We start from the raw sequence: 20,977 nt of genomic DNA on the forward strand, positions 1-20,977 counted from the left end.
TTTATACTATTACTGACAGCAACAGGACGGCCGACATGCCCCCACGCACCCTCGAACGCACCCGCCACGAACTGGGGGATTTTCTGCGGCAAAAGCGAGAACAACTGTCACCAGAGTCAGTCGGCTTGCCAAGCGGCAGCCGCCGCCGCACGCCGGGATTGCGGCGCGAGGAGGTGGCGGCGCTGGCCGGCGTCGGCCTCACCTGGTACACCTGGCTGGAGCAAGGCAGGGAAATCAATGCGTCGGTGACGTTTTTGGAAAATCTGGCGCGGGTGCTGCAGCTCGACGCCGCCGGCCGCTACCACCTGTTCTTATTGGCGCATCAGCGCCCGCCGGTGCCGGTTGGACATCAGTGGTGCCAGGTTTCGCCGTTGGTGCGGCGCCTGCTGGACGATTTGACGCTGCGGCCGGCCTACGTCATGAACCTGAGTTGGGACATCATCGCCTGGAATCCGGCGGCGCAGCGGCTGTTCGCCATCGGCGATCGCCCGGCGCAAGAACGCAACATGTTGTGGATGCTGTTTGCCGATCCGCAGCTCAATGCGCGCCTGCTGGAGTGGCGGGCGCAGGCGCCGCAAATCCTGGCCAGCTTCCGCCGCGACTACGCCCGTGCGCCGGAGGATGAGGTGATGCGCCAACGGGTACAGGCGCTGGAGCAGGTATCGCCGCAATTCCGCCAGCTCTGGCGGCAGCATGACATTCACGGACGTTGCCAGGGGCGGCGCAGCTTCATCGTCCCGGCAATCGGCCCGGTCACCTTTGACCACGCCTCTTTCATCGTCGACGAAGAGAACCACCTGCGGTTGGTGATGTACAGCGCGCTGCAGGACGAACCGGCCAGCGCGGCGTTTGAAGCGCTGCTGCGCGAGGGTTAGCGGCGGCTGTCGAAAATGAGTTTGCAGGCCAGCCCGGCGAATACGCCGCTCAGCAGGTAGTTCGGCCAGCGGGCGCTGAAGCGGCGGCCGGCGAAGCGGCTTTTCATGCCGCTGACCGCCAGGATCACCCCGCCGTTAATCAGCAACCCCACCAGATTCAGCACCGTCGCCAGCACCAGCATCTGTACCACCACCGAGCCGGCACGCGGATCGATAAACTGCGGGAACAGCGCCAGCACGAACAGCGCCATTTTCGGGTTGAGGATGTTGGTGAACAGTCCCTGCCGGAAAATTCGCGCCGTCGGCACGGCCTGCAACCCGGCAGAAGCCTGCAGACTGCTGCCGGGTTGCAGCGTTTTCCACGCCAGGTAGAGCAGATAGGCGGCGCCCAACATTCTCACCGCGTCGTAAGCCAGCGGCACCGCGACGAACAGTTGCGACAACCCCAGCGCCGCCGCCAGCGCGTGGCAGTATGTGCCGAGCTGAATGCCCGCCAGCGAAGCGAAACCGGCGCGTCGCCCCTGGCTGACGCTGCGCGAAGCGATCAGCAGCATATCCGGGCCGGGGGTCAGCGCCAGCGCCACGCAGGCACCGGAAAACAACAACAACGTTGCGGCATCAATCATGAATCACCTGATAAGAAGACGGACGGGGATGGAACGTCCATCATAGCGACGCCGACGTGGCTTGTCAGCGCCGCTCACCTCAGATCACCCACAAATCGAGATACTCGTTGACCGGCATCTGCGCCAGCCGCTGGCGGTCCAGCGACACCTCGAGAATGCGCTGCTGCTGCAGGGCTGGGAACTGGCGCGCCAGGTTGGTTTTGAACTTCTCGATCAGCAGCGGGATGCCCTCTTCGCGCCGCCGCGCATGGCCGATAGGATACTCCACCGCCACCTCATCCAGACGGCTGCCGTCGGCGAACTCCACCGTCAGCGCATTGGCGATCGAGCGCTTTTCCGGATCGTGATAATCACGCGTGAAAGCGGGATCTTCATGGCAGTGGATCTTACTACGCAATGCGTCGATACGCGGATCTTCGGCCACCCGGTCTTCGTAATCCGCCGCCGTCAGCCAGCCGAACAGCAACGGGATCGCCACCATATACTGAATGCAGTGATCGCGATCCGCCGGGTTATCCAGCGGCCCCTGCTTGTCGATAATGCGCAGGCAAGCCTCGTGGGTGCGGATGCTCACCCTGGCGATGTCGGCGGCGGTTTTGCCGGCGGCCTGCATCTGGCGGTGCAGCGTCATGGCCGCCTCCACGGCGGTCTGGGCATGGAACTCCGCCGGGAACGAAATTTTAAACAGCACGTTCTCCATCACATACGCGCCGTACGGCCGCTGGAAGCGGAAAGGTTTGCCGTTGAACGAGACGTCGTAGAATCCCCAGGTCGGCGCCGTCAGCGCCGAGGGGTAGCCCATTTCGCCGGTGGCGGCCATCAGCGCCAGCCGCACCGCGCGGGCGGTCGCATCCCCCGCAGCCCAGGATTTGCGGGTGCCGGCGTTCGGCGCGTGGCGATAGGTACGCAGCGACTGCCCGTCCACCCACGCCAGCGACACCGCGTTCAGGATCGCCTCGCGGCTCAGGCCGAGCAACTGCGCCACCACCGCGGTGGACGCCACCTTCACCAGCAGCACGTGATCCAACCCTACCCGGTTGAAGGCGTTTTCCAGCGCCAGGCAGCCCTGGATCTCATGCGCCTTGATCATGGCGATCAGCACCTGCCGCATGGTCAGCGGCGCTTTGCCCGCCGCCACCGCCTGGCGAGAGAGCCAATCGGCCACCGCCAGGATCCCGCCCAGGTTATCCGACGGGTGGCCCCACTCCGCCGCCAGCCAGGTGTCGTTGAAGTCGAGCCAGCGGATCATGGCGCCGATATTGAACGCCGCCTGCACCGGATCCAGCTGGAAACGGGTGCCGGGCACCCGGCTGCCGTTCAGCACCTCGGCGCCCGGCACCACCGGCCCCATCAGTTTCTTGCAGGCCGGGTAGCTCAGCGCCTCCAGCCCGCAGCCGAGGGTGTCGAGCAGGCAATAGTGAGCGGTGCGGTACGCCGCCGGGCTATCGACGGCCTCTTTCATCACATAATCGACGATATCGACCATTTCGCGATCGAACGGCAGACGGCGGGTATTGGCAGACTCAAGCATCATGATTTCCAAAGGCTCCAGAGTGAAAACGACACGATAACGACCGGCGCTCAGCGCTGATCCAGCGGTACGAACGCCCGCGCTTCCGGCCCGGTATAGTTGGCGGACGGGCGAATGATTTTGTTGTCCTGCCGTTGCTCGATGATGTGCGCCGACCAGCCGCTGACGCGCGCCATGACAAACAGAGGCGTGAACATTTCAGTGGGCACCCCCAGCTGGTGGTAAGACACCGCCGAGAACCAGTCGAGGTTGGGGAACATGTTTTTGGTGTCGTGCATCACGCTTTCCAGCCGATCGGCGATGTCATACAGCTTCATCGCGCCCGCTTCCTGCGACAGGCGCAGTGCGATCTCTTTGATCACCTGATGGCGCGGATCGGAGACGGTGTACACCGGGTGCCCAAAGCCAATCACCACCTCTTTGTTGTCGATGCGGCGGCGAATGTCGGCTTCCGCTTCGTCCGGCGTTTCATAGCGTTGCTGGATCTCCAGCGACACCTCGTTGGCGCCGCCGTGCTTCGGCCCGCGCAGCGCGCCAATGGCGCCGACGATCGCCGAATAGACGTCGGATCCGGTGCCGGCGATCACCCGGCCGGCGAAGGTCGAGGCGTTGAACTCATGCTCGGCGTACAGGATCAATGACGCGTGCATGGCCTGTTCCCAGCTGGCGGAAGGCGCCTCGCCGTGCAGCAGGTGCAGGAAGTGGCCACCGATGGAATCGTCGTCGGTCTCCGGCTGAATACGTTCGCCGTTGTGGCTGTAGTGATACCAGTAGAGCAGCATCGATCCCAACGACGCCAGCAGCCGATCGGCAATGTCGCGCGCGCCGGCCGCGCCGTGCTGCTCTTTTTCCGGCAGCGTGCAGCCAAGGGCCGAAACGCCGGTGCGCATCACGTCCATCGGATGCGAAGCCGCCGGCAGCGCCTCCAGCACCGTGCGCACGCTGGCGGGCAGGCCGCGCAGCGCTTTGAGACGGTGTTTATAGGCCTGCAGCTCGTCGCGGTTGGGCAACTTGCCGTGGATCAGCAGATGGGCGACCTCTTCAAACTCGCAGTGGCGCGCGAGATCGAGGATGTCGTAACCGCGGTAGTGCAGATCGTTGCCGCTGCGCCCTACGGAACACAGCGCAGTATTTCCGGCGGGCACGCCGGATAACGCCACGGATTTTTTCGGCTTAACGCCAGTCGGGCTTTGCGGGGGGATCGCTTGGCTCATACTGTCCTCATTTGGCTTCTGCGTGAATGGCGCCTATTCGTCGCGTTGGCGAGCGAACAGAGCGTCGAGTTTCTCTTCGAACAAATAGTAGTTGATGCTTTCGTACAGCTCGTTGCGGGTCTGCATGGTGTCGATGACGCTTTTCTGCGTGCCCTCCTCGCGCAGGGCGCGGTACACCCGCTCCGCCGCCCGGTTCATCGCCCGAAAGGCCGACAGCGGATACAGCGCCATATCCACCCGAGCGCTGCGCAGCTCGTCGGTGGTGAACAGCGGCGTCGCGCCGAATTCGGTGATGTTGGCGAGGATCGGCACCTGCGTCGCTTCGGCGAAACGGCGGTACATGCCCAGTTCGGTGATCGCTTCCGGGAACAGCATGTCGGCCCCGGCCGCCACGTAAGCCTGAGCGCGCTCGATGGCCGCCTCCAGCCCCTCCACCGCCAGCGCGTCGGTGCGCGCCATGATCACGAAGTCCGGATCGCTGCGCGCATCTACCGCCGCCTTGATGCGATCCACCATCTCTTCGGTGGAGACGATGGCCTTATTGGGCCGATGGCCGCAGCGCTTGGCGCCGACCTGATCTTCGATATGCAGCGCCGCCGCCCCGGCCTTGCTCACCGAGCGCACCGTGCGGGCAACGTTAAACGCCGATGCGCCGAAACCGCTGTCGACATCCACCAGCAGCGGCAGCGGGCAGACGTCGGTGATGCGGCGAATATCGGTCAACACATCGTCCAGCGTCGAAATGCCCAGGTCCGGCAGCCCCAGCGAACCCGCCGCCACGCCGCCGCCGGAAAGATAGATGGCCTGGAACCCGGCCCGCTGGGCCAGCAGCGCATGGTTGGCGTTGATCGCGCCGGCGATTTGCAGGGGTTTCTCTTTATTCAGGGCCTGACGAAAGGCGAGCCCGGGTGAGCGCAGCGTCATGACGTTTTCTCCGATTAGCCAGATGAAACAGACAGAGCAAGGAGCGGGCCAGGTTTCACTTCGGTGAGGGGAAAAATTAAAAACGATAAAAATAAGTGAGTTACAACATATTCAGCGCCATTGGCCTGGCAAAGGGATAAAAAACGTTTCAGTTAACGTTTCAATCGCGGTTTCAATCGGCATATTTGAAACATGACTGAAACAAGGCTACACCTAATGCAGCCACTTCCATTCGGTAACCCACCATGAGCGATCACATCACGCCATCCCGCGCGCCGGACAAACCGGTGATCTGGACTGTCTCCATCACCCGCCTGTTCGATCTGTTCCGGGACATCAGCCTCGAGTTCGACCATCTGGCGACCATCACCCCGATCCGTCTCGGCTTCGAGGAGGCGGTGCAGCACATCCGCGCACGCCTGGCGACCGAGCCTTGCGACGCCATCATCGCCGCCGGCTCCAACGGCGCCTACCTGAAAAGCCGTCTGTCGGTGCCGGTCATTTTGGTCAAGCCCGGCGGCTTCGACCTGCTGCAGGCGCTGAGCAAGGCGCGCAGAACCGCCGATCGGATCGGTGTCATCACCTATAAAACGCCCCTGCCCGCGCTGATGGAGTTCCAGCAAACCTTCGATCTGCCGCTGGAGCAGCGCAGTTACGTCACCGAAGAGGACGCCCGCGGCCAGATCGCCGAGCTGAAAGCCGCCGGTATTCAGGCGGTGGTCGGCGCCGGCCTCATCAGCGATCTGGCGGAAGAGGCCGGGCTCACCGCCATTTTTCTCTATTCCGCCGCCACCCTGCGCGCCGCCTTCAGCGATGCGCTGGGCGTAACGCGCCTGATGCTGAGCGGCGGCAAACGCGGCGGCGATTACGCCGCACGCGATACCCTGCAGCCACGCTATGGGCTGGGCGATTTGCAGGGCGACTCCCCGCAGATGGAGCAGACCCGGCGCACCATCATGCTGTACGCCCGCTCGCCGGCGGCGGTATTAATTGAAGGAGAAACCGGCACTGGCAAAGAGCTGGCGGCGCAGGCAATCCACCGCGAATACTTTTCCCGGCGCGGCGCACCGTCCAGGGGGGCGACGCCGCCGTTCGTCGCCATCAACTGCGGCGCCATCGCCGAATCGCTGCTGGAGGCGGAACTGTTCGGCTATGAGGAAGGCGCCTTCACCGGATCACGGCGCGGCGGCCGACGCGGGCTGCTGGAAACCGCCAACGGCGGCACTCTGTTTCTGGATGAGATCGGCGAAATGCCGCTGCACCTGCAAACGCGACTGCTGCGCGCGCTGGAAGAGAAAACTATCACCCGGGTGGGCGGGCAACAGCCGGTAACGGTCGACTTTCGCGTCATCAGCGCCACCCACACCCGCCTGGAGCAGGCGATTCAACGGGGCGGTTTTCGCGCCGATCTGTTTTATCGCCTGAGCGCCCTGCGGCTGCAGCTGCCGCCATTGCGGGCGCGCGGCGACGATATTGCGATGCTGGCGGAACACTTTCTGAAACAGTCGCTGGCGGCGCTCGATGTGCCGCTGACGGAGCCGCTGCGCACCGCCCTGGCCGGCTGTTACGCCGCGCTAAGCCATTACGCCTGGCCCGGCAACCTGCGCGAACTACGCAACATGATGGAACGGGTAGCGCTGATGCTGAGCACCGGCGCAGCGCCGAGCGGTGAAACGCTGCAGTGGCTGTTGCCGGAGCTGGCGGCGGTCACGCCGCCCGAGACGCAGGCGGCGCCCATCTCCGCCCACGAAGCCCTGGCGCGGTGCGGGGGCGACCACGCCGCCGCCGCCCGGTTGCTCGGGATCAGCCGCACCACCTTATGGCGCCGGCTGAAAAAACCGAACTGAGCATCAGCCGGCGCGCCGGCCGTCCGAGGCCGGCAGCAGTCGCGCTCGCCGATCGCCCAGCAGGTTCATGCCCGCCGCCGCCAGCAGGATGATCGCCGCGCCCAGCAGCTGCCACGCCGACAGGCGGTGGCCAAACGCCAGGCGATCCACCAACATGGCGGCGATCGGGTAGATAAACGACAGCGAGCCGATCAGGTTGGTGGGCAGCTTCTGCAGCGCACCGTACATCAACACGTACATCAGGCCGGTGTGCAGCACGCCGAGCGTCGCCAGCATCCCCCACTGCCCAACGCTAGCCGAAACATGGAAATCCACCAGCGGCAACAGCATCACCGCCCCTACCGTCACCTGGATCAGCGCAATGAGATGCGGCGGCGTGCCCTTCAGCCGCTTGGCCGCCAGCGCCATCAGGGCGTAGAAAAACGCCGCGCCGAGCGCCAGCGCGATGCCCGCCAGATAATGGCTCTGCTCCCCCGCCTGCCGCGGCTGCGCCAGCACCACCAGCATCATGCCGCCGAACGCCAGCCCCAGCCACAGCAGCTTGCGGGCAGTCAGCCGTTCCCCCAAAAACAGCGCCCCCAGCCCCACCAGCATAAACGGCTGGGTGTTATACACCGCGGTGGCGATGGAAATAGAGGCATAGGAATAGGCGGCAAACAGCAGCAGCCAGTTGATCACCAGCGCGACGCCGCCGGCGATCGCCAGCAGCAGCGTGGCGCGCGTCAGCGCATCGCGTCGCAGCTGCCCCAGTACGCCGCACACCGCCAGCAGCACCAGCGCGCCTACCGCGCAGCGCCAAAACACCACGTTGATAACCGGCTGGCCGGACATCAACACAAACCAGCCGATAGAGCCGGAAATCAACATCGCCGCCGCCATCTCCAGCGATCCGCGTTTTATCTCTGCATTCATTCTGCATTCCTCGAAGCTTGCCCAGAGACATAGCTTGCGGCTTCGCGGGGCGGCTTTCCATAGCATAAAAAAGGCAGATATGCTTAACTGCCTTTTTCTCGCAGCTATAATAAAGAAAATACCTAACGGAGGCGTTATGGATGATATCGATCGCCAAATCCTGACCATTCTGGCGGAAGATGCGCGTGCATCGTTGAAGACGCTGAGCGCGCAGGTGGGGCTGTCGTCGCCGAGCACGTCGGAAAGACTGCGGCGGCTGGAGGAAAGCGGCGTGATCCAGGGTTATACCCTGAACGTCAATCTGCAGGCGGTAGGCTATGCCTTCGAGTCGCTGGTGCGCATCAAGCCGCTGCCGGGCATGCTGAAGAAGGTCGAGCAGCTGATTCAGGCGATCCCGGAAGTGGTCGAATGCGATAAGGTGACCGGCGAAGACTGCTTTATCGTGCGGCTGGTGGCGCACTCGATGGAACAGCTCGACCATACCCTCGATCGGCTGGCCGAGCATGCGCAGAGCAACACCTCGATCGTGAAAACCACGCCGGTCAAGCGCCGCCTGCCGCCGCTGCTCTGATCAACGCCGCCGTTTGCGGGCGAACGGGTTGCCGCGCTTCTTCTCTTTTTTGGCCGCGTCGGCGGCGGATTTCAGCGCCGCCAGATGCGCCTTGTCGGCCTCCGGCACCGCGCGCTGCTCAATCGGGAACACCGGCAGCGACGCCAACAGCCGCGAACCGTAGTTTTTGGTCAACAGCCGGCGATCGTAGATCACGATCTCGCCGTAGCATTGGTTACTGCGGATCAGTCGGCCGACCTGCTGGATCAGGTTGAACGAGGCGCTCGGCAGGCTCTGCACTTCGAACGGATAGCGCTTCAGTGATTTCAGCCACTCGCCTTCGGTGATGATCACCGGGCTGTCGATCGGCGGGAACGCGATTTTGTGAATATGCACCTGGGTCAGCAGTTCGCCTTTCAGATCCAGCCCTTCGGCGAACGATTGCAGCCCCACCAGCACGCTGGCGACGCCCTTCTCCACCCGCTTGCGGTGCTCTTCCACCAGCCGGTAGCGCGGCTGGTCGCCCTGCACCAGCAGCATCAGCCGCAGATCGGTCACGTAGCCGAGGAAAGTCTGCATCGCCCGGTGGCTGCTGAACAGGATCAGCATGCCTTTGTGCTTGCCGCTCGCCTGCTCGGCGCGGAAAAACCGCGCCATCTCCTCGAGGTGCTCCGCCTCGTTGGCGAGCGCCGGTTCATAGCGCATCTGCGGAATGACAATTTTGCCCTGTTCGACGTGATTGAACGGCGAAGAGAGAGTTTCGAAGCGATCGCCGGCCTTCTCGCTCAGCCCGCTCATCTCCTGCAAACGCGCGAAGCTGTTCAGTGAACGCAGCGTGGCCGAGGTGACCACCACGTGCGGCACCTTGCGCCACAGCAGCTTCTCCAGCTGGTCGCTGACGCGGATGCCGACGCAGTGCAAATACAGATGGGTAACGTTATCGCGCAGCTCGCGCGTGACCCATTTGGAGATCGGCGCGTTGGACGACTTGTCGAGCGCCGCCAGCCGCCACAGCTTGCTCATCGCCTCCAGATAGCCCAGCGTGCGGCTCATCTGAATGATCGCGCGATGCAGACGCACGATGTCGTGCTTGCCGGTCTGCTCGGTAAGATCGTTAAGCACGAACTCCGCCAGCCCGCGTAATGCATCGGTCAGTTTAAACAGCCGTGCGCAGCTCTCCACCATCTCCGCGGGCAGCTCGCCCATTTCAAAACGGTGCTCGGCCGCCACGCTATCGCCGGGCAGGTAGGCGCTGACCTGATGCTCGAAGATCTGCACCAGCTCGCGCAGCTCCTCGCAATGGTTTTTCAGCCGTTCGCTGTTGGCCAGCCCCGGCGGATTCTTCGGCCGGTACTGCGTCATGCACTGCTCGACCTGGCGCACGATCATGTCCAACTGCAGGTTGGTCGACAGCGCGGTGATTTCCCCGTCGATCTCCAGCGCGTCGCGCGCCACCTCAGGCAAATGATGGCCTTCGTCCAGCACCAGCAGCAATTCTTTCGGGTTCGGCAGCACCGATTCCGTCTCCAGCGCCGCCATCACCAGCGCGTGGTTGGCCACCACCACGTCGGCGCTCTCGATCTCTTTGCGGGCAATATAGAACGGGCATTCGCGAATGTAGTGGCAGTTGCGCCCCAGGCAGTTGGCCTTGTCGGTGCTCAGCTTGGCCCACAGCGGATCGTCGATGCTCTGCTGATAGTGATCGCGCAGCCCGTCCCACTCGAAGCGAGCCAACGCCTTGGTCAGTTTCTGGCACAGCGCCTGCTCTTCGCCGCTGGACGGCGCCAGTTCGTCGTCGAGGAACAGCGTCAGATCGCCCTGTTGACTGACGTCGGTGCTCATCGCCGCCAGGTTACGCGGGCAGACGTAACGCCCGCGGCCAAAGGCACCGGTAAATTTCAGATCGGGGATAATCTTCTTCAGCAGCGGCAAATCTTTGCTGTAGATCTGGTCCTGTAGCGCCACGTTGGCGGTGCTCACCACCAGCGGCTTGCTCTCCGCCCGCCCGACGGCGATGCCCGGGATCAGATAAGACAGCGTTTTACCGACGCCGGTCGGCGCCTCGATCGCCAGATGGCGCGGGTAGTCACCGGCCAACGTCTTCGCCACCTCGGCGATCATCTGACGCTGGGGCGCGCGGGAAATGAAATCCGGTATTTGCTGCTGCAGGGCTTTGTACCACTGGCCAATCTGATCTTTAACTGCGGAGGAGAGCGCCATTCAACTCTTATCTAAACGAAATGATGGCGCTATTGTCCCACAGACCGCCGGCGACGTCAGCCCGAGTTACGCCTGCGGATCGATCATCGAGGCGCGACCACCGCCGAACGACCACTCGTCCAACTGGGTGGTGGCGATCACCACCATCACATCCTCGGGGTTCAGCCGCAGCTTTTCCATCAGCAACGCCGCCAGCCGTCGGTAGAAACGCCGCTTGGTGTCGCTGTCGCGCGGCCGCCCGGCGGTGATGTAAAACAGCACGAAATCCGCGCTGCGCGGCCCGCCGAGATAGTCGCGATCGTAGATAAGCTCACCGGGGCGGTATTGATCGATCACCTGAAATTTGTCCGTCGGCGGCACCTCGAACGCCTCTACCAGCGCCTGATGCAGGCTGTCGGACAAGGTTTGCAGGTAGTCAGCGGATTTGCCCTGATGCAGGGCGATGCGGCTAAACGGCATGGGGCGCCTCCGGTTCCAGCTCGCGCAGGCGCGCCACGGCCGATGCCGCTGCAGGCCAGCCGGCGTAGAACGCCAGATGGGTGATGAGCTCGGCCAGTTGCTGACGCGCCACGCCGTTGCGCTGCGCCAGCTGCAGGTGAAACGGCAGCTGTTCCACGCGGTTGAGCGCCACCAGCGCGGCGACGGTGATCAGGCTGCGCTCGCGCGGGCTCAGCTCTGGCCGCTGCCAGACATCGTCAAACAATATGTTGTCGCTGAGCTGCGCCAGCTTGGGGGCAATATCGCCGAACGCCTGTTGCCCGGCCTGGGATTCTGATGGCATCACACTCTCCTGTCAGTTGCGGATAGCCTTACGCTACCCGCCGCCGCAGCGAGTGAAAATCGGGATTTTCGGCAGTCTCGATTCAGAAAAACGGGAGGGTTCCCCGCCGGGCAGCGGGGAGGTTTCACGATTCCAGTGGGGCAACGCCGTCGAAATGGGCGCTCAGCAGCGCATTCAGCTCCGGCCGCTGCTCCACCCGTTCGGCGATGGCGTACAGCCGCGGGCAGTGCTGCCGGAACCACGCGCGGCCCGGCCGCCAGTTGCACATCACCGCCACGTACAGATCCAACGCGCTGAAGCTCTTGCCGAGAAACCACGGGCCCGCTGCGCCGGCGGCGGCGTTCAGCTGCTGCAATAAACGCTCGCGATAATCCATCACCGCATTTTTCAGCTGCTCCGCCCCCGCCGCCTGCGGCTGCCAGCGCTGCGGATGGTCGGCATAGGTGAAGGTGGGGTAAATCTCCGCGTTAATGAACAGCAGCCAGCGCAGAAAACGCGGCAACAGCGGCGAGCCGCCGGGCGGCGCCAGTTCAGCATGCGGTGCGCGATCGTGCAGCAGCAGGATAATCGCCGCGCTCTCCGTCATCACTTCGTCATTGGGCAACACCAAGGTAGGCACCTGGCCCAGCGGGTTTAGCGCCAGCAGGCGATCGCGCTCCGGGCCGTCCTGCGTGTAGTCCACCTCCTCATAGCCCCAGGGGAACGCGGTCAACGCCAACGCGGCGGCCACGATCGTCGAACCGCAACCCTGCGTGCCGAACAAAGTATAAGTATCGTGCATGATTCCTCCCGCAGCGGAACAAGGTATCGATAACTGTAGACCAGCCGCCGACCGCCGGCTGAAGAAAAAATTCACCCTTTGCGCGACTTTTTTAATCGTTCGACATGAAAATGAATTTTTTGTCATAAATAGATCACATTACTACGGTAAAAATTCTCCGCCGCCAACAATCAGGCGGCACAGTGAAACAGCAATGCAACTGATGATAAGCGTCTTTCAATCGAATAAAGCAGGGTAACCCATGAAACGTAATCTTCTGGCCGTTATTATTCCGGCACTTTTACTTGCGCAAGCGGCACAGGCAGCAGAAATCTACAATAAAGACGGCAACAAGCTCGATTTTTACGGCCGTGTAAAAGCCCTGCATTATTTCTCCGATGATGCCGGCAACGACGGTGATAAAACTTACGTCCGCATCGGCTTTAAAGGCGCGACTCAGATTAACGATATGCTGACCGGCTACGGCCAGTGGGAATATCAGATCGCCGCCAACCATACTGAATCCGACGGCACTAAAGACACTAAAACGCGTCTGGGTTTCGCCGGTCTGAAATATAAGGATCTCGGCTCCTTCGACTACGGCCGCAACTACGGCATCATTTACGACGTCGGCGCCTGGACGGATATGATCCCTGAATTCGGCGACGATGCTTATATCAAGACCGACAACTTCATGAACGGCCGCACCAACGGCGTCGCCACCTACCGTAATAACAACTTCTTCGGTCTGGTTGACGGCCTGAAATTTGCCGTGCAGTACCAGGGCAAGAACGAAAACGACGGCCGCTCCGCCAGCAAGGCGAACGGCGACGGTTGGGGCCTCTCCTCCAGCTACGAAATCATCGACGGCCTGAGCGTGGGTGCCGCCTATGCCTCTTCCAACCGCACCGCCACGCAAAAAGCGGGCACCTTCGGTAAAGGCGACAAGGCCGATATCTGGGCCGGTGGTCTGAAATACGACAACAACAACGTCTACCTGGCCGCGACTTATTCGCAGAGCCGCAATATTGCGCCTATTTCCGGCACCGCCACCATCAATAACAATTCGACCTCCGTTAGCGGCTTCGCCAATAAAGCGGAAGGGATTGAATTGGTCGCGCAATATCAGTTCGACTTCGGTCTGCGCCCATCGCTGGGTTACGTTCAGCAGAAAGGCAAAGATATTGAAGGCATCGGCGATGTCGATCTGGTGAAATATTTCGACGTGGCGGCGACCTATTACTTCAACAAAAACATGTCCACTTATGTCGAATATAAAATCAACCAGCTCGATGACGACAACAAGCTGGGCCTGAAAAACGACGACGTCGTTGTTCTCGCCCTGACCTACCAGTTCTGATGTGATGAATGAATAACCACCACTGCAAACTTTAGCGTCACTTGATACCCAGAGTTTTATTTCGCCGGGCGGCTGCGTCCGGCTTTTTTGTTTTTATTTTCCCCGCCAACGAATCCCCCCGCTTGCCTTGCAAAACAAACGGGTCTACATGTATAGCTTTCCCCCGAGCGGAATCAGCCATGCACAACGACGGACGCTTCGACTTCCACAACGCCGTGCGCTACAGCAGCGACGAGCTGGCCAATATCCTCACCCACTGTTTTGAAAACTACATTGTACGCTTCGTGCTCGACGGGCCGGCCTTCGCCGCCCGCTTCGGCGCCGAAGACCTCAGCCTGAACGACAGCCTGATCGTCACCCATCGCCAGGAACCGGTGGCGGTGGCGCTGATCGCCCGTCGCGGCCGACACAGCCGGGTCGCGGCCTTTTCCATACGCCCCGAGATGCGCGGTCAGGGGCTGGGTAAGGCGCTGATGCAGCGGGTGGTGGCGGATGCCCGTCAGCGCGGCGACCATCGGCTGTCGCTGGAAGTGATCGAAGGCAACGAAGCCGCGCTGGCGCTGTACCATCGCGCCGGGCTGCGCATCGTGCGCACCCTGACCGGCCACCAGGCGCCGGCGGAAGTGCCGCCAGGCACGGCGATGCTGCAGGCGGTCGATCCGTTGACCGTCAGCCATCGCCTGACGGCGGAAGGCGCCACCGACCTGCCCTGGCTGATTGCCCCCGAATCGCTGTTCAAGCTGCCGGGCACACCGCGTGCCTATACGCTCAATCGTCAGGCCTACGCCGTGGTGATACCCGGCGCAGAGCACTGCTGGCTGCGCCTGATCTACGTGCCCCCGCAGCACCGCGGTCAGGGGCATGCCCGCGCCTTGCTAGCCGCCCTGCAAGCGCAGTTCGCCCCTTTGCCGCTGACCGCCAACGTCTTTGTGCCCGAGGTGGCCGCCCCCTTCTTTACGCATCTTGGCTGGCGTCAGGAGCCCCTGCGCCAGTTCGAGATGGATATGCTGCTGGACAGCCCACAAGACTAAAACCGAGAGAGAGAACGATGGCAGGAAAACAGGCAAGGAAACTCACCCTTGGCGCGGCAGTTGGCGTCGCGCTGCTGACGCTGGCCGGTTGCGCGCAGCCGCCGCATACCGACGCTCAGGCCCAGCAGCGGCTGGCGGATCAGTCGGTGCTGGCGGTGAACTGGTTCCAACAGTCCGGTGAATACCAGGCGCTGGCGCATCAGGCGTTCAACAGCGCGCAGCGCGCCTTCGATCAGGCCAAGGCCGCACCGGGCCGCAAAAAGGCGGTGGTGGTCGATCTGGATGAAACCCTGCTGGACAACAGCGCCTACTCCGGCTGGCAGGCGCAGCAGGGCCAGCCGTACGACGGCACCACCTGGGCCCAGTGGACGCAGGCCGAACAGGCCGGCGCGGTGCCGGGTGCCGTGTCGTTCGCCCGCTACGTTAACGCTCATCAGGGAACAATGTTCTACGTCTCGAACCGCAAGCAGAACGAATACGCTGCCACGGTGGCCAACATGCAGAAGCTCGGCTTCACCGGCATGTCGGAAAAGACCGTCTTGCTCAGTACCGACACTTCCAATAAGCAGGCGCGCTTCGACGCCATCAAACAAGCCGGCTATGACATCGTGGTGTACGCGGGCGACAACCTGAACGACTTCGGCGCCGCGACTTACCACCAGGATAATGCGCAGCGCCGGGCGTTCGTCAGCGAGAACCAGAACAAGTTCGGCACCGAATTCATCGTGCTGCCCAACCCGCTGTACGGCGATTGGGAAAGCGGCCTGGCCCGCGACTACAACAAGCTGACGCCACAGCAGAAGCTGCAGGTGCGCCAACAGGCGATCAAAGCCTGGCGCGGGCGCTAAGCCTCACAGCAGTTTGTACATATAGCAGGTGGCCTCCAACGCCCCGCCATCGCTGGCGCGGGCGTATTGCGGGATATCGCCTGCCGCCTCGAACCCCAATTGACGGTACAATCCCTGCGCCGCGCTGCCGCTCAGGGTGTCCAGCACCAACAGGCTGCGCCGATGACGCGCCGCCAGCGCCTGCACTTCCTGCATCAACAGCCGGGCGATGCCCTGCCGCCGCGCCTGCGGATGCACCATCAGCTTGACCACTTCCGCCCGGTGACGGCCGTTGTCCGGCATCGCCAACAGCAGTTGCACGGTGCCGACCGGCCGACCGTTCTCGAGCGCCACCAGCATCGCACGCTCTCCCCGCACCAGGGCCGGCAGCAGCCCCAGCCAAAACGCCTGCGCCTGTTCCAACGTAAAGGGCATGACAAAACCGATGCTGGCGCCGTGCGCCACGCTGGCGTGCAGCATCTCGGCCAACTCGGCCATGGCACTTTGCGCCGCATCGGCGTCCCACTGTTGCAATTCAATCATGGCTATGGCCTGCAGATAACGAGCGTGTAATGGGCCGGCTCATCGCCGGGGACATGGAAACGGGAGGCGCCGAACAGGCGGTAGCGCAGGCAGTCGCCGGGCGACAGCCGGAAAACGCGCCCTTCCAGGGTCAATTCCAGCTGCCCGGACAACAGCCAGAGGTGATGCTCCAGCGCTGGAATCGACGGCAGGTCGTAATCGATCTGCGCGCCGGCATCCAGCCGGGCTTCGATAAACTCGGCCTTATACAATGCGCCGGGCGGGGAAACGGAGCGACGGTGAAAACCGCTGGCCCGATCGACCCACACCGGCTGTTGCGGCGGCCGCAGCAGCTCCGGCGGTTCGTCTTCGATTTCGCTCAGCAGGCGCGACATGGTCAACCCGTAGGCGGCGCACAGCCGGTTCAGCAGCGACGCCGTCGGGCTGGTTTCGGCGCGCTCCACCCGCGAGAGCGTCGCCCGGCTAAGGCCGGTGCGCTGCGCCAACTCCTCCAGCGACCACGCCCGCTGCTGGCGCAAATCCGCCAGCCGCTGCGCCAACCTCAGGTCGGCCGTCTCCAAACCATTATCCACCGCTCATACCTCGCCTAAAAAATCTCACAAAAGAGAAATAATCTCAAATTAGAGATATGGCAAGCGAATTTTAAAAAATGCCGCGCAGCGCGATGAAAATCAGCATGCTCAGCAACACCACCGCCAGCATATTGCGTAGAAAGAACGCCAGTATCACCGCAAACACCGCCCCCCACAGGTAAGGGTTATCCGGCGCGGCGCGCAGCTGGTCGCCGCTGAAGGCGACAATCGGCCCGCAGATCGCCGTCAGCACCGCCGGCACGGAAAAGCTCAGCAGGGTTTTAACGCGCGGCGACAGACGCAGCGGCAACCCGGGCGCCAGAAAACAGTAGCGGTTGAAAAACACCACCAGCCCCATCAAAACGATCGTCAGCCAGATCATCGGCGCCCCCCGCTGCACAGCAGCCCGACCAGCATCGCCGCCACGGTGGCGATCACCAATGCGCCCGGCGTCTGGAAATGGTGCAACACGATGGAAAGCAGCAGCGCGGTCAGCACGCAGGCCAACACCGGCAGGCTGCGCACCAGCGGCACCACGATGGCGATAAAGGTGGCGGCGATGGAGAAATCCAACCCGTAACCGTCCAGATCGCCGGCGCTGCCGGCGGCCACGATGCCAAGCAGCGTGGAGAGAAACCAGCACAGGTAAAAGGTCAGCCCGGCGCCCAGCGCATACCAGCGGTTGAAACGCGCCGGCGTCTGTTCGCCGGTCAGCGCGAACAGTTCATCGGTGAGCAAGAATCCCAGCGCCAGCCGCCAGCGCAACGGCAGCGGCGCGATACGCTCCCGCAGCCGCAGCGCGTAAAGAAAATGCTGGGCGGTGACGAAAAAGGTCGACAGCAGGATCGCCAGCAGCCCGGCGCTGCCCTTGATCATGCCCATCGCCACCAGCTGCGACGCCCCGGCGAACACGATGGCCGACATGCCCAGCCCCTGCGCCGGCGTCAGGCCACTTTGCAGGGCCATCGAGCCCGCCAGTACTCCCCACGGCACCACCGCCAGGCACAGCGGCAAGATAGCCACCCCGCCCTGCAGCGCGGGGCGCAGGCGGGCGGAGGGCGGCGTGATGAGGGGGATTGAATCAGTCATGGGCTTCTCCTTGAGTTGAAGAAGCCAGCTTACGGCGCAGGCGTACACGGGTATTGCACCCGATTGCCCGGCTATTTCAGCGATTTGACGTAGTCGCCCGGCGTGACGCCCATCGACTTGCGAAAATGGCGGTGGAAATGGCTTTGATCGTGAAAGCCGCAGCTCAACGCACTGTCCAGCACGCTGTTGCCGGCCTTCAGCATGCCGCGCGCCTTGCGCAGCCGCGCCTGAATTTGATAGGCGTGCGGCGGCAGGCCGGTGGCCTGCTGAAACTGCCGCAGCAGGTAATAAGGACTGAGCGCCACGCGATCCGCCAGCTCCAGCAGCGAAATGTCCGCCTCGGGGAAATCGTCGAGAAAGGCTTTCACCCGCGCCACTTGGCTTTGCGCCCGGCTCTGCGGCGCAGGATCGATACGGCTTTTGCCGTGCCGCAGCATCAGCCAGGTCAGCGCCGAGAACACCATGGTCTCCTTCATCAGCCGGTTCTCATCGCTGCGCAGCAGGCTGAACGCCATGCGCAACTGGCCAGCCAGGCCGACGTCGTGCACCACCGGGTTGGGAAAATAAGGCGTCGCGCCGGCGCCGGTTTTCAGATCGCGCGATAAAAAGGCCAGTAGCTCCGGCGTCGGGTACATCGCCTGATACGACCAGCCCTCTTCGGTGGCGGAACTGCCAGTATGAATATCGTCGGCGTTGACCAGAATGATGCTGCCCAGCGGCGCCACGTGTTCGCCGCCGGTGCGGTAGAAGCGCTGGGCGCCATCGTCGATGACGCCCACGCAGAAGCCTTCATGGCTGTGGCGCGAGAAGGTTTGGCGGCGGTAGGTGGCCTGCAGCACTTCCAGCCCGCCAAGATCGTCGACGTGCATAAAATGAGCCTGCTCCCGGGATGCTTTGCGCGCTATGCCTTCCGCCTTCATCTTGCCTACCTCCGCTGAATGAGAGGCATTCTAGCACTCGCGCGAGGGCGGGTTTTGTACAAAATTGCCCGTCTCGGCCCCCGGCGGCGCGATCGCCGCGCAGCGCCAGGCGCTGAATACCGCCAGCAGCGGCGCCAGCGCGAACGCCAGGAACAGCCAACGCGCCGCCGATGCCGCGCCCGTCGCGCCACCCGGATCGTTCAGCCCCGCCAGGTTGGCGATCATCCCGGCCAGCGCCGCACCGAATGCGGTGGCGAACAGCTGCACCGTGGTAATTGAAGCGCCGGCGATATCTTTGTCCGCTTCAGGTGCCACCTGCAAAATGCGCGTCAGCAGGTGCGGCCAACCGAAGCCGATGCCGAATCCCACCAGCAACAGCGCAATGACGATCGGCGCCAACGCCTGCCAGTGGCCGCCGGACGGCATCGGCATCAGGATCGCCAGCGCCAGCAAGCCCACCAGCACGAACAGCGGCCCGCTGACGATCGCCCGGCGAATGCCCGCTCCGCGCCAGCCGGAGCTGAGGATCTCGGACAACGTCCAACCGGCGGCCATAGCGGCGGCGATATAGCCGGAGATCAGCGGCGACTGGCCGTGCAGCAGCTGCAGGAAATAAGGCACGAAGATTTCGCTGGTCATGCCGATCACCAGCAACGCGGTCGTGATGTACAACGCCGCCAGCGAGGAGCCGCGCCTCAGTGCGCCGTGCGGCAACAGGCGGGCGCGCGAGTGCGCTTCGCGCTTCAGCAACCAGGCCATCAGCACCAGCGAGAGCGCGATGCCCGCCAGGTTGATCCAGGCACTGTGCGCCAGGCTGCCGGCGGACACCACCAGCACCGCCACGGTCAGCAACAGCAGTTGTGCGGTCGGCAACGGTGCGGCCGCCTGCTGCGCTTTGCCCTTGGGCAGGATCAAGAAGGTAAACGCGGCGTACAGCGCCATGATCGGCAGCAGAATGCCGAAGGCCCAGCGCCAGGCGTTCAGTTCGGCGAAAATACCGCCTACCGCCGGCCCCACCAGGGTGGCGATGCCCCACATCGCCGAGATGAGCGCCATGGCGCGCGGCCACAGCCGCTGCTCGAATACCAGATTGATCATCGCGTAGGAGAGCGCAAAGATCAGCCCGCCACCAAAGCCCTGCACCGTGCGGCCGATCAGCATCACCGGCATGCTCGGCGCCAGCGCGCACAGCGCCGCCCCGGCGATGAAGAACAGCGAAGCCACCAGATAGGCGCTGCGCGCACCGTAGCCGCTGAGCAAGCGGGCCGACAGCGCGGAGCCGAGGATAGACGCCACCACGAACAGCGTGGTGTTCCAGGCATAGAGATCCAGCCCGCCGATATCCTGCACCACCGAGGGCAAGATGGTGGTGGCGACCAGAATATTGATGGCATGCAGCGCCACGCCGAGCGAGAGCGCGATCGCACTGGCCGCATTTTTGCCAGAGAAAAGGTCGCTCCAGCGGCTATCGTCATGGGTTATCACGGTTGTCGTCCTGTTTTCAGAGGAATGGCATTGAGTTGATCATAAGATTGCGTTAAATTTAACAAGAGTTATCTTGGAATAAGTTAGGGCGAGGCGGAGAAATATGTCAAGAATAAACTTGGAAAATAGCGGCAAGACCGCACAATCGGTCAGTGACCGCTTGCTGACGCTATTGAAAACCCGCGGCCCGCAGCAAGCTTCTGACGCAGGAAAGGTGCTCGGCACCACCGGTGAGGCGGCCCGCCAGCAGTTCGTCAAGCTGGCGAAAGAGGGGCTGGTCGAAGCGGTGGCGGAAACGCGCGGCGTAGGCCGCCCGGTACAGCTGTGGCATTTGACCTCGGCCGGCAATGCGCGCTTTCCCGATACCCATGCGGACCTGACGGTTCAGCTGCTGCGCACCGTGCGCGACAAGCTGGGCGAACAGGCGCTCGACGTGCTGATCGAAACCCGCGAGCAGGAAAACCGCATCAACTACAAGCAGGCGATGATTGGCGCCGCCGATCTGCAGGAGCGCGTGGCACGCCTGACCGAGATCCGCTGTCGCGAAGGGTATATGGCCGAATGGCGCCAGGAGGAGGACGGTGCCTATCTGCTGGTGGAAAACCACTGCCCGATCTGCGCCGCTGCCACCGTCTGCCAGGGCTTCTGCCGGGCGGAGCTGAGTATCTTCACCGAAGTGCTGCAGGCGCAGGTGGAGCGCGCCGAACACATTCTGGCCGGCTCGCGCCGCTGCGCCTACCGGATTTCGCTCCTGTAACACCGGTTTTTGCCCACGTTTTCAACCGGTACAGATTATTCTGCTTGTGCACCCCACACCTTCCCTTCTAAGGTTGAATTAACGAACATTCAGGCAAACAGCGGGCCTCGCGCCCGCTTGGCAAATCCGTCGGCGCTAAGCGCGCAGCGGCAG

22 protein-coding genes are annotated in these 20,977 nt (G+C 63.0%); 7 read left to right on the forward strand and 15 right to left on the reverse strand.

The window, feature by feature from the left end:
* Nucleotides 1–35 precede the first annotated feature (35 nt).
* Nucleotides 36–875, forward strand: a complete 840-nt coding sequence (locus ACJ8HA_RS10475; RefSeq protein ID WP_043137060.1) for a helix-turn-helix transcriptional regulator — start codon at nt 36–38, stop codon at nt 873–875.
* Here ACJ8HA_RS10475 and ACJ8HA_RS10480 read toward each other — a convergent pair.
* The 4 genes from ACJ8HA_RS10480 to prpB all read right to left on the reverse strand — a co-directional run bounded on the left by ACJ8HA_RS10480 (nt 872) and on the right by prpB (nt 5,170).
* Nucleotides 872–1,501 (reverse strand): LysE family translocator, encoded by a 630-nt coding sequence (locus ACJ8HA_RS10480; RefSeq protein ID WP_197790571.1) that lies wholly within the window; start codon nt 1,499–1,501, stop codon nt 872–874. The two genes, ACJ8HA_RS10475 and ACJ8HA_RS10480, sit on opposite strands and share 4 nt — an antisense overlap.
* Before the next feature lie 79 nt (nt 1,502–1,580).
* Nucleotides 1,581–3,032 carry a bifunctional 2-methylcitrate dehydratase/aconitate hydratase gene (locus ACJ8HA_RS10485; protein WP_442515368.1) on the reverse strand — a complete coding sequence of 484 codons (1,452 nt, stop codon included), beginning with the start codon at nt 3,030–3,032 and terminating at the stop codon, nt 1,581–1,583.
* A 50-nt stretch (nt 3,033–3,082) separates the two neighbouring features.
* On the reverse strand, nt 3,083–4,246 hold the full coding sequence (prpC, locus tag ACJ8HA_RS10490) for a bifunctional 2-methylcitrate synthase/citrate synthase (RefSeq protein ID WP_089180679.1): 1,164 nt from the start codon (nt 4,244–4,246) through the stop codon (nt 3,083–3,085).
* Between the two features lie 33 nt (nt 4,247–4,279).
* Entirely contained in the window at nt 4,280–5,170 is an 891-nt protein-coding gene (gene prpB, locus ACJ8HA_RS10495) for a methylisocitrate lyase (protein WP_049203922.1), read from the reverse strand.
* Nucleotides 5,171–5,415: 245 nt separating this feature from the next.
* On the opposite strand from prpB, the gene prpR reads away from it, so the two are divergent.
* Nucleotides 5,416–7,017: a propionate catabolism operon regulatory protein PrpR gene (prpR, locus tag ACJ8HA_RS10500; RefSeq protein WP_442515327.1), complete on the forward strand. Its 1,602-nt coding sequence runs from the start codon at nt 5,416–5,418 to the stop codon at nt 7,015–7,017.
* A gap of 3 nt (nt 7,018–7,020) precedes the next feature.
* Here prpR and ACJ8HA_RS10505 read toward each other — a convergent pair whose 3' ends face one another.
* Nucleotides 7,021–7,929: a DMT family transporter gene (locus tag ACJ8HA_RS10505; RefSeq protein ID WP_025302065.1), complete on the reverse strand. Its 909-nt coding sequence runs from the start codon at nt 7,927–7,929 to the stop codon at nt 7,021–7,023.
* Between the two features lie 136 nt (nt 7,930–8,065).
* On the opposite strand from ACJ8HA_RS10505, the gene ACJ8HA_RS10510 reads away from it, so the two are divergent.
* Nucleotides 8,066–8,500, forward strand: coding sequence for an Lrp/AsnC family transcriptional regulator (locus ACJ8HA_RS10510; protein WP_025302064.1), 435 nt, complete (start codon nt 8,066–8,068; stop codon nt 8,498–8,500).
* Here ACJ8HA_RS10510 and dinG read toward each other — a convergent pair whose 3' ends face one another.
* The 4 genes from dinG to ACJ8HA_RS10530 form a co-directional block, all read right to left on the reverse strand.
* Complete coding sequence (gene dinG / locus ACJ8HA_RS10515; protein WP_442515328.1) at nt 8,501–10,699, reverse strand: ATP-dependent DNA helicase DinG; 2,199 nt, start codon at nt 10,697–10,699, stop codon at nt 8,501–8,503.
* A gap of 66 nt (nt 10,700–10,765) precedes the next feature.
* The gene (locus ACJ8HA_RS10520) at nt 10,766–11,158 is read right to left on the reverse strand and encodes a tautomerase family protein (protein ID WP_025302062.1); all 393 of its coding nucleotides are present in this window, start codon (nt 11,156–11,158) and stop codon (nt 10,766–10,768) included.
* Nucleotides 11,148–11,480: a carboxymuconolactone decarboxylase family protein gene (locus tag ACJ8HA_RS10525; RefSeq protein ID WP_025302061.1), complete on the reverse strand. Its 333-nt coding sequence runs from the start codon at nt 11,478–11,480 to the stop codon at nt 11,148–11,150. The genes ACJ8HA_RS10520 and ACJ8HA_RS10525 overlap by 11 nt, the downstream gene beginning before the upstream one ends.
* A 124-nt stretch (nt 11,481–11,604) precedes the next feature.
* Nucleotides 11,605–12,261 carry a glutathione S-transferase family protein gene (locus tag ACJ8HA_RS10530; RefSeq protein WP_025302060.1) on the reverse strand — a complete coding sequence of 219 codons (657 nt, stop codon included), beginning with the start codon at nt 12,259–12,261 and terminating at the stop codon, nt 11,605–11,607.
* 241 nt (nt 12,262–12,502) lie between these two features.
* On the opposite strand from ACJ8HA_RS10530, the gene ompC reads away from it, so the two are divergent.
* The 3 genes from ompC (at nt 12,503) to ACJ8HA_RS10545 (ending at nt 15,479) form a co-directional block, all read left to right on the forward strand.
* Nucleotides 12,503–13,600: a porin OmpC gene (gene ompC / locus ACJ8HA_RS10535; RefSeq protein ID WP_025302059.1), complete on the forward strand. Its 1,098-nt coding sequence runs from the start codon at nt 12,503–12,505 to the stop codon at nt 13,598–13,600.
* Between the two features lie 179 nt (nt 13,601–13,779).
* Nucleotides 13,780–14,631 carry a GNAT family N-acetyltransferase gene (locus tag ACJ8HA_RS10540; protein ID WP_025302058.1) on the forward strand — a complete coding sequence of 284 codons (852 nt, stop codon included), beginning with the start codon at nt 13,780–13,782 and terminating at the stop codon, nt 14,629–14,631.
* Between the two features lie 17 nt (nt 14,632–14,648).
* Nucleotides 14,649–15,479 (forward strand): 5'-nucleotidase, lipoprotein e(P4) family, encoded by an 831-nt coding sequence (locus ACJ8HA_RS10545; RefSeq protein WP_164099770.1) that lies wholly within the window; start codon nt 14,649–14,651, stop codon nt 15,477–15,479.
* Between the two features lie 3 nt (nt 15,480–15,482).
* On the opposite strand, the gene ACJ8HA_RS10550 is transcribed toward ACJ8HA_RS10545, so the two are convergent.
* The 6 genes from ACJ8HA_RS10550 to ACJ8HA_RS10575 all read right to left on the reverse strand — a co-directional run bounded on the left by ACJ8HA_RS10550 (nt 15,483) and on the right by ACJ8HA_RS10575 (nt 20,067).
* Complete coding sequence (locus ACJ8HA_RS10550; RefSeq protein ID WP_043137032.1) at nt 15,483–16,001, reverse strand: GNAT family N-acetyltransferase; 519 nt, start codon at nt 15,999–16,001, stop codon at nt 15,483–15,485.
* Nucleotides 16,002–16,003: 2 nt separating this feature from the next.
* Entirely contained in the window at nt 16,004–16,573 is a 570-nt protein-coding gene (locus ACJ8HA_RS10555) for a helix-turn-helix domain-containing protein (protein WP_060432694.1), read from the reverse strand.
* Nucleotides 16,574–16,643: 70 nt separating this feature from the next.
* Nucleotides 16,644–16,955: an AzlD domain-containing protein gene (locus ACJ8HA_RS10560; RefSeq protein WP_043137027.1), complete on the reverse strand. Its 312-nt coding sequence runs from the start codon at nt 16,953–16,955 to the stop codon at nt 16,644–16,646.
* Nucleotides 16,952–17,662 (reverse strand): AzlC family ABC transporter permease, encoded by a 711-nt coding sequence (locus ACJ8HA_RS10565; RefSeq protein WP_043137025.1) that lies wholly within the window; start codon nt 17,660–17,662, stop codon nt 16,952–16,954. Before ACJ8HA_RS10565 ends, ACJ8HA_RS10560 begins: the two co-directional genes overlap by 4 nt.
* A 71-nt stretch (nt 17,663–17,733) precedes the next feature.
* Complete coding sequence (locus tag ACJ8HA_RS10570) at nt 17,734–18,582, reverse strand: helix-turn-helix transcriptional regulator (RefSeq protein WP_089180675.1); 849 nt, start codon at nt 18,580–18,582, stop codon at nt 17,734–17,736.
* Nucleotides 18,583–18,612: 30 nt separating this feature from the next.
* Nucleotides 18,613–20,067, reverse strand: a complete 1,455-nt coding sequence (locus ACJ8HA_RS10575) for an MFS transporter (protein ID WP_025302051.1) — start codon at nt 20,065–20,067, stop codon at nt 18,613–18,615.
* 103 nt (nt 20,068–20,170) lie between these two features.
* Between ACJ8HA_RS10575 and ACJ8HA_RS10580 the strand changes: the two genes are divergently transcribed.
* On the forward strand, nt 20,171–20,824 hold the full coding sequence (locus ACJ8HA_RS10580) for a helix-turn-helix transcriptional regulator (RefSeq protein ID WP_025302050.1): 654 nt from the start codon (nt 20,171–20,173) through the stop codon (nt 20,822–20,824).
* Nucleotides 20,825–20,977 lie beyond the last annotated feature (153 nt).

The organism is Serratia sp. CY33802 (assembly GCF_052169095.1).
Classification (GTDB): Bacteria; Pseudomonadota; Gammaproteobacteria; order Enterobacterales; family Enterobacteriaceae; genus Serratia; species Serratia bockelmannii.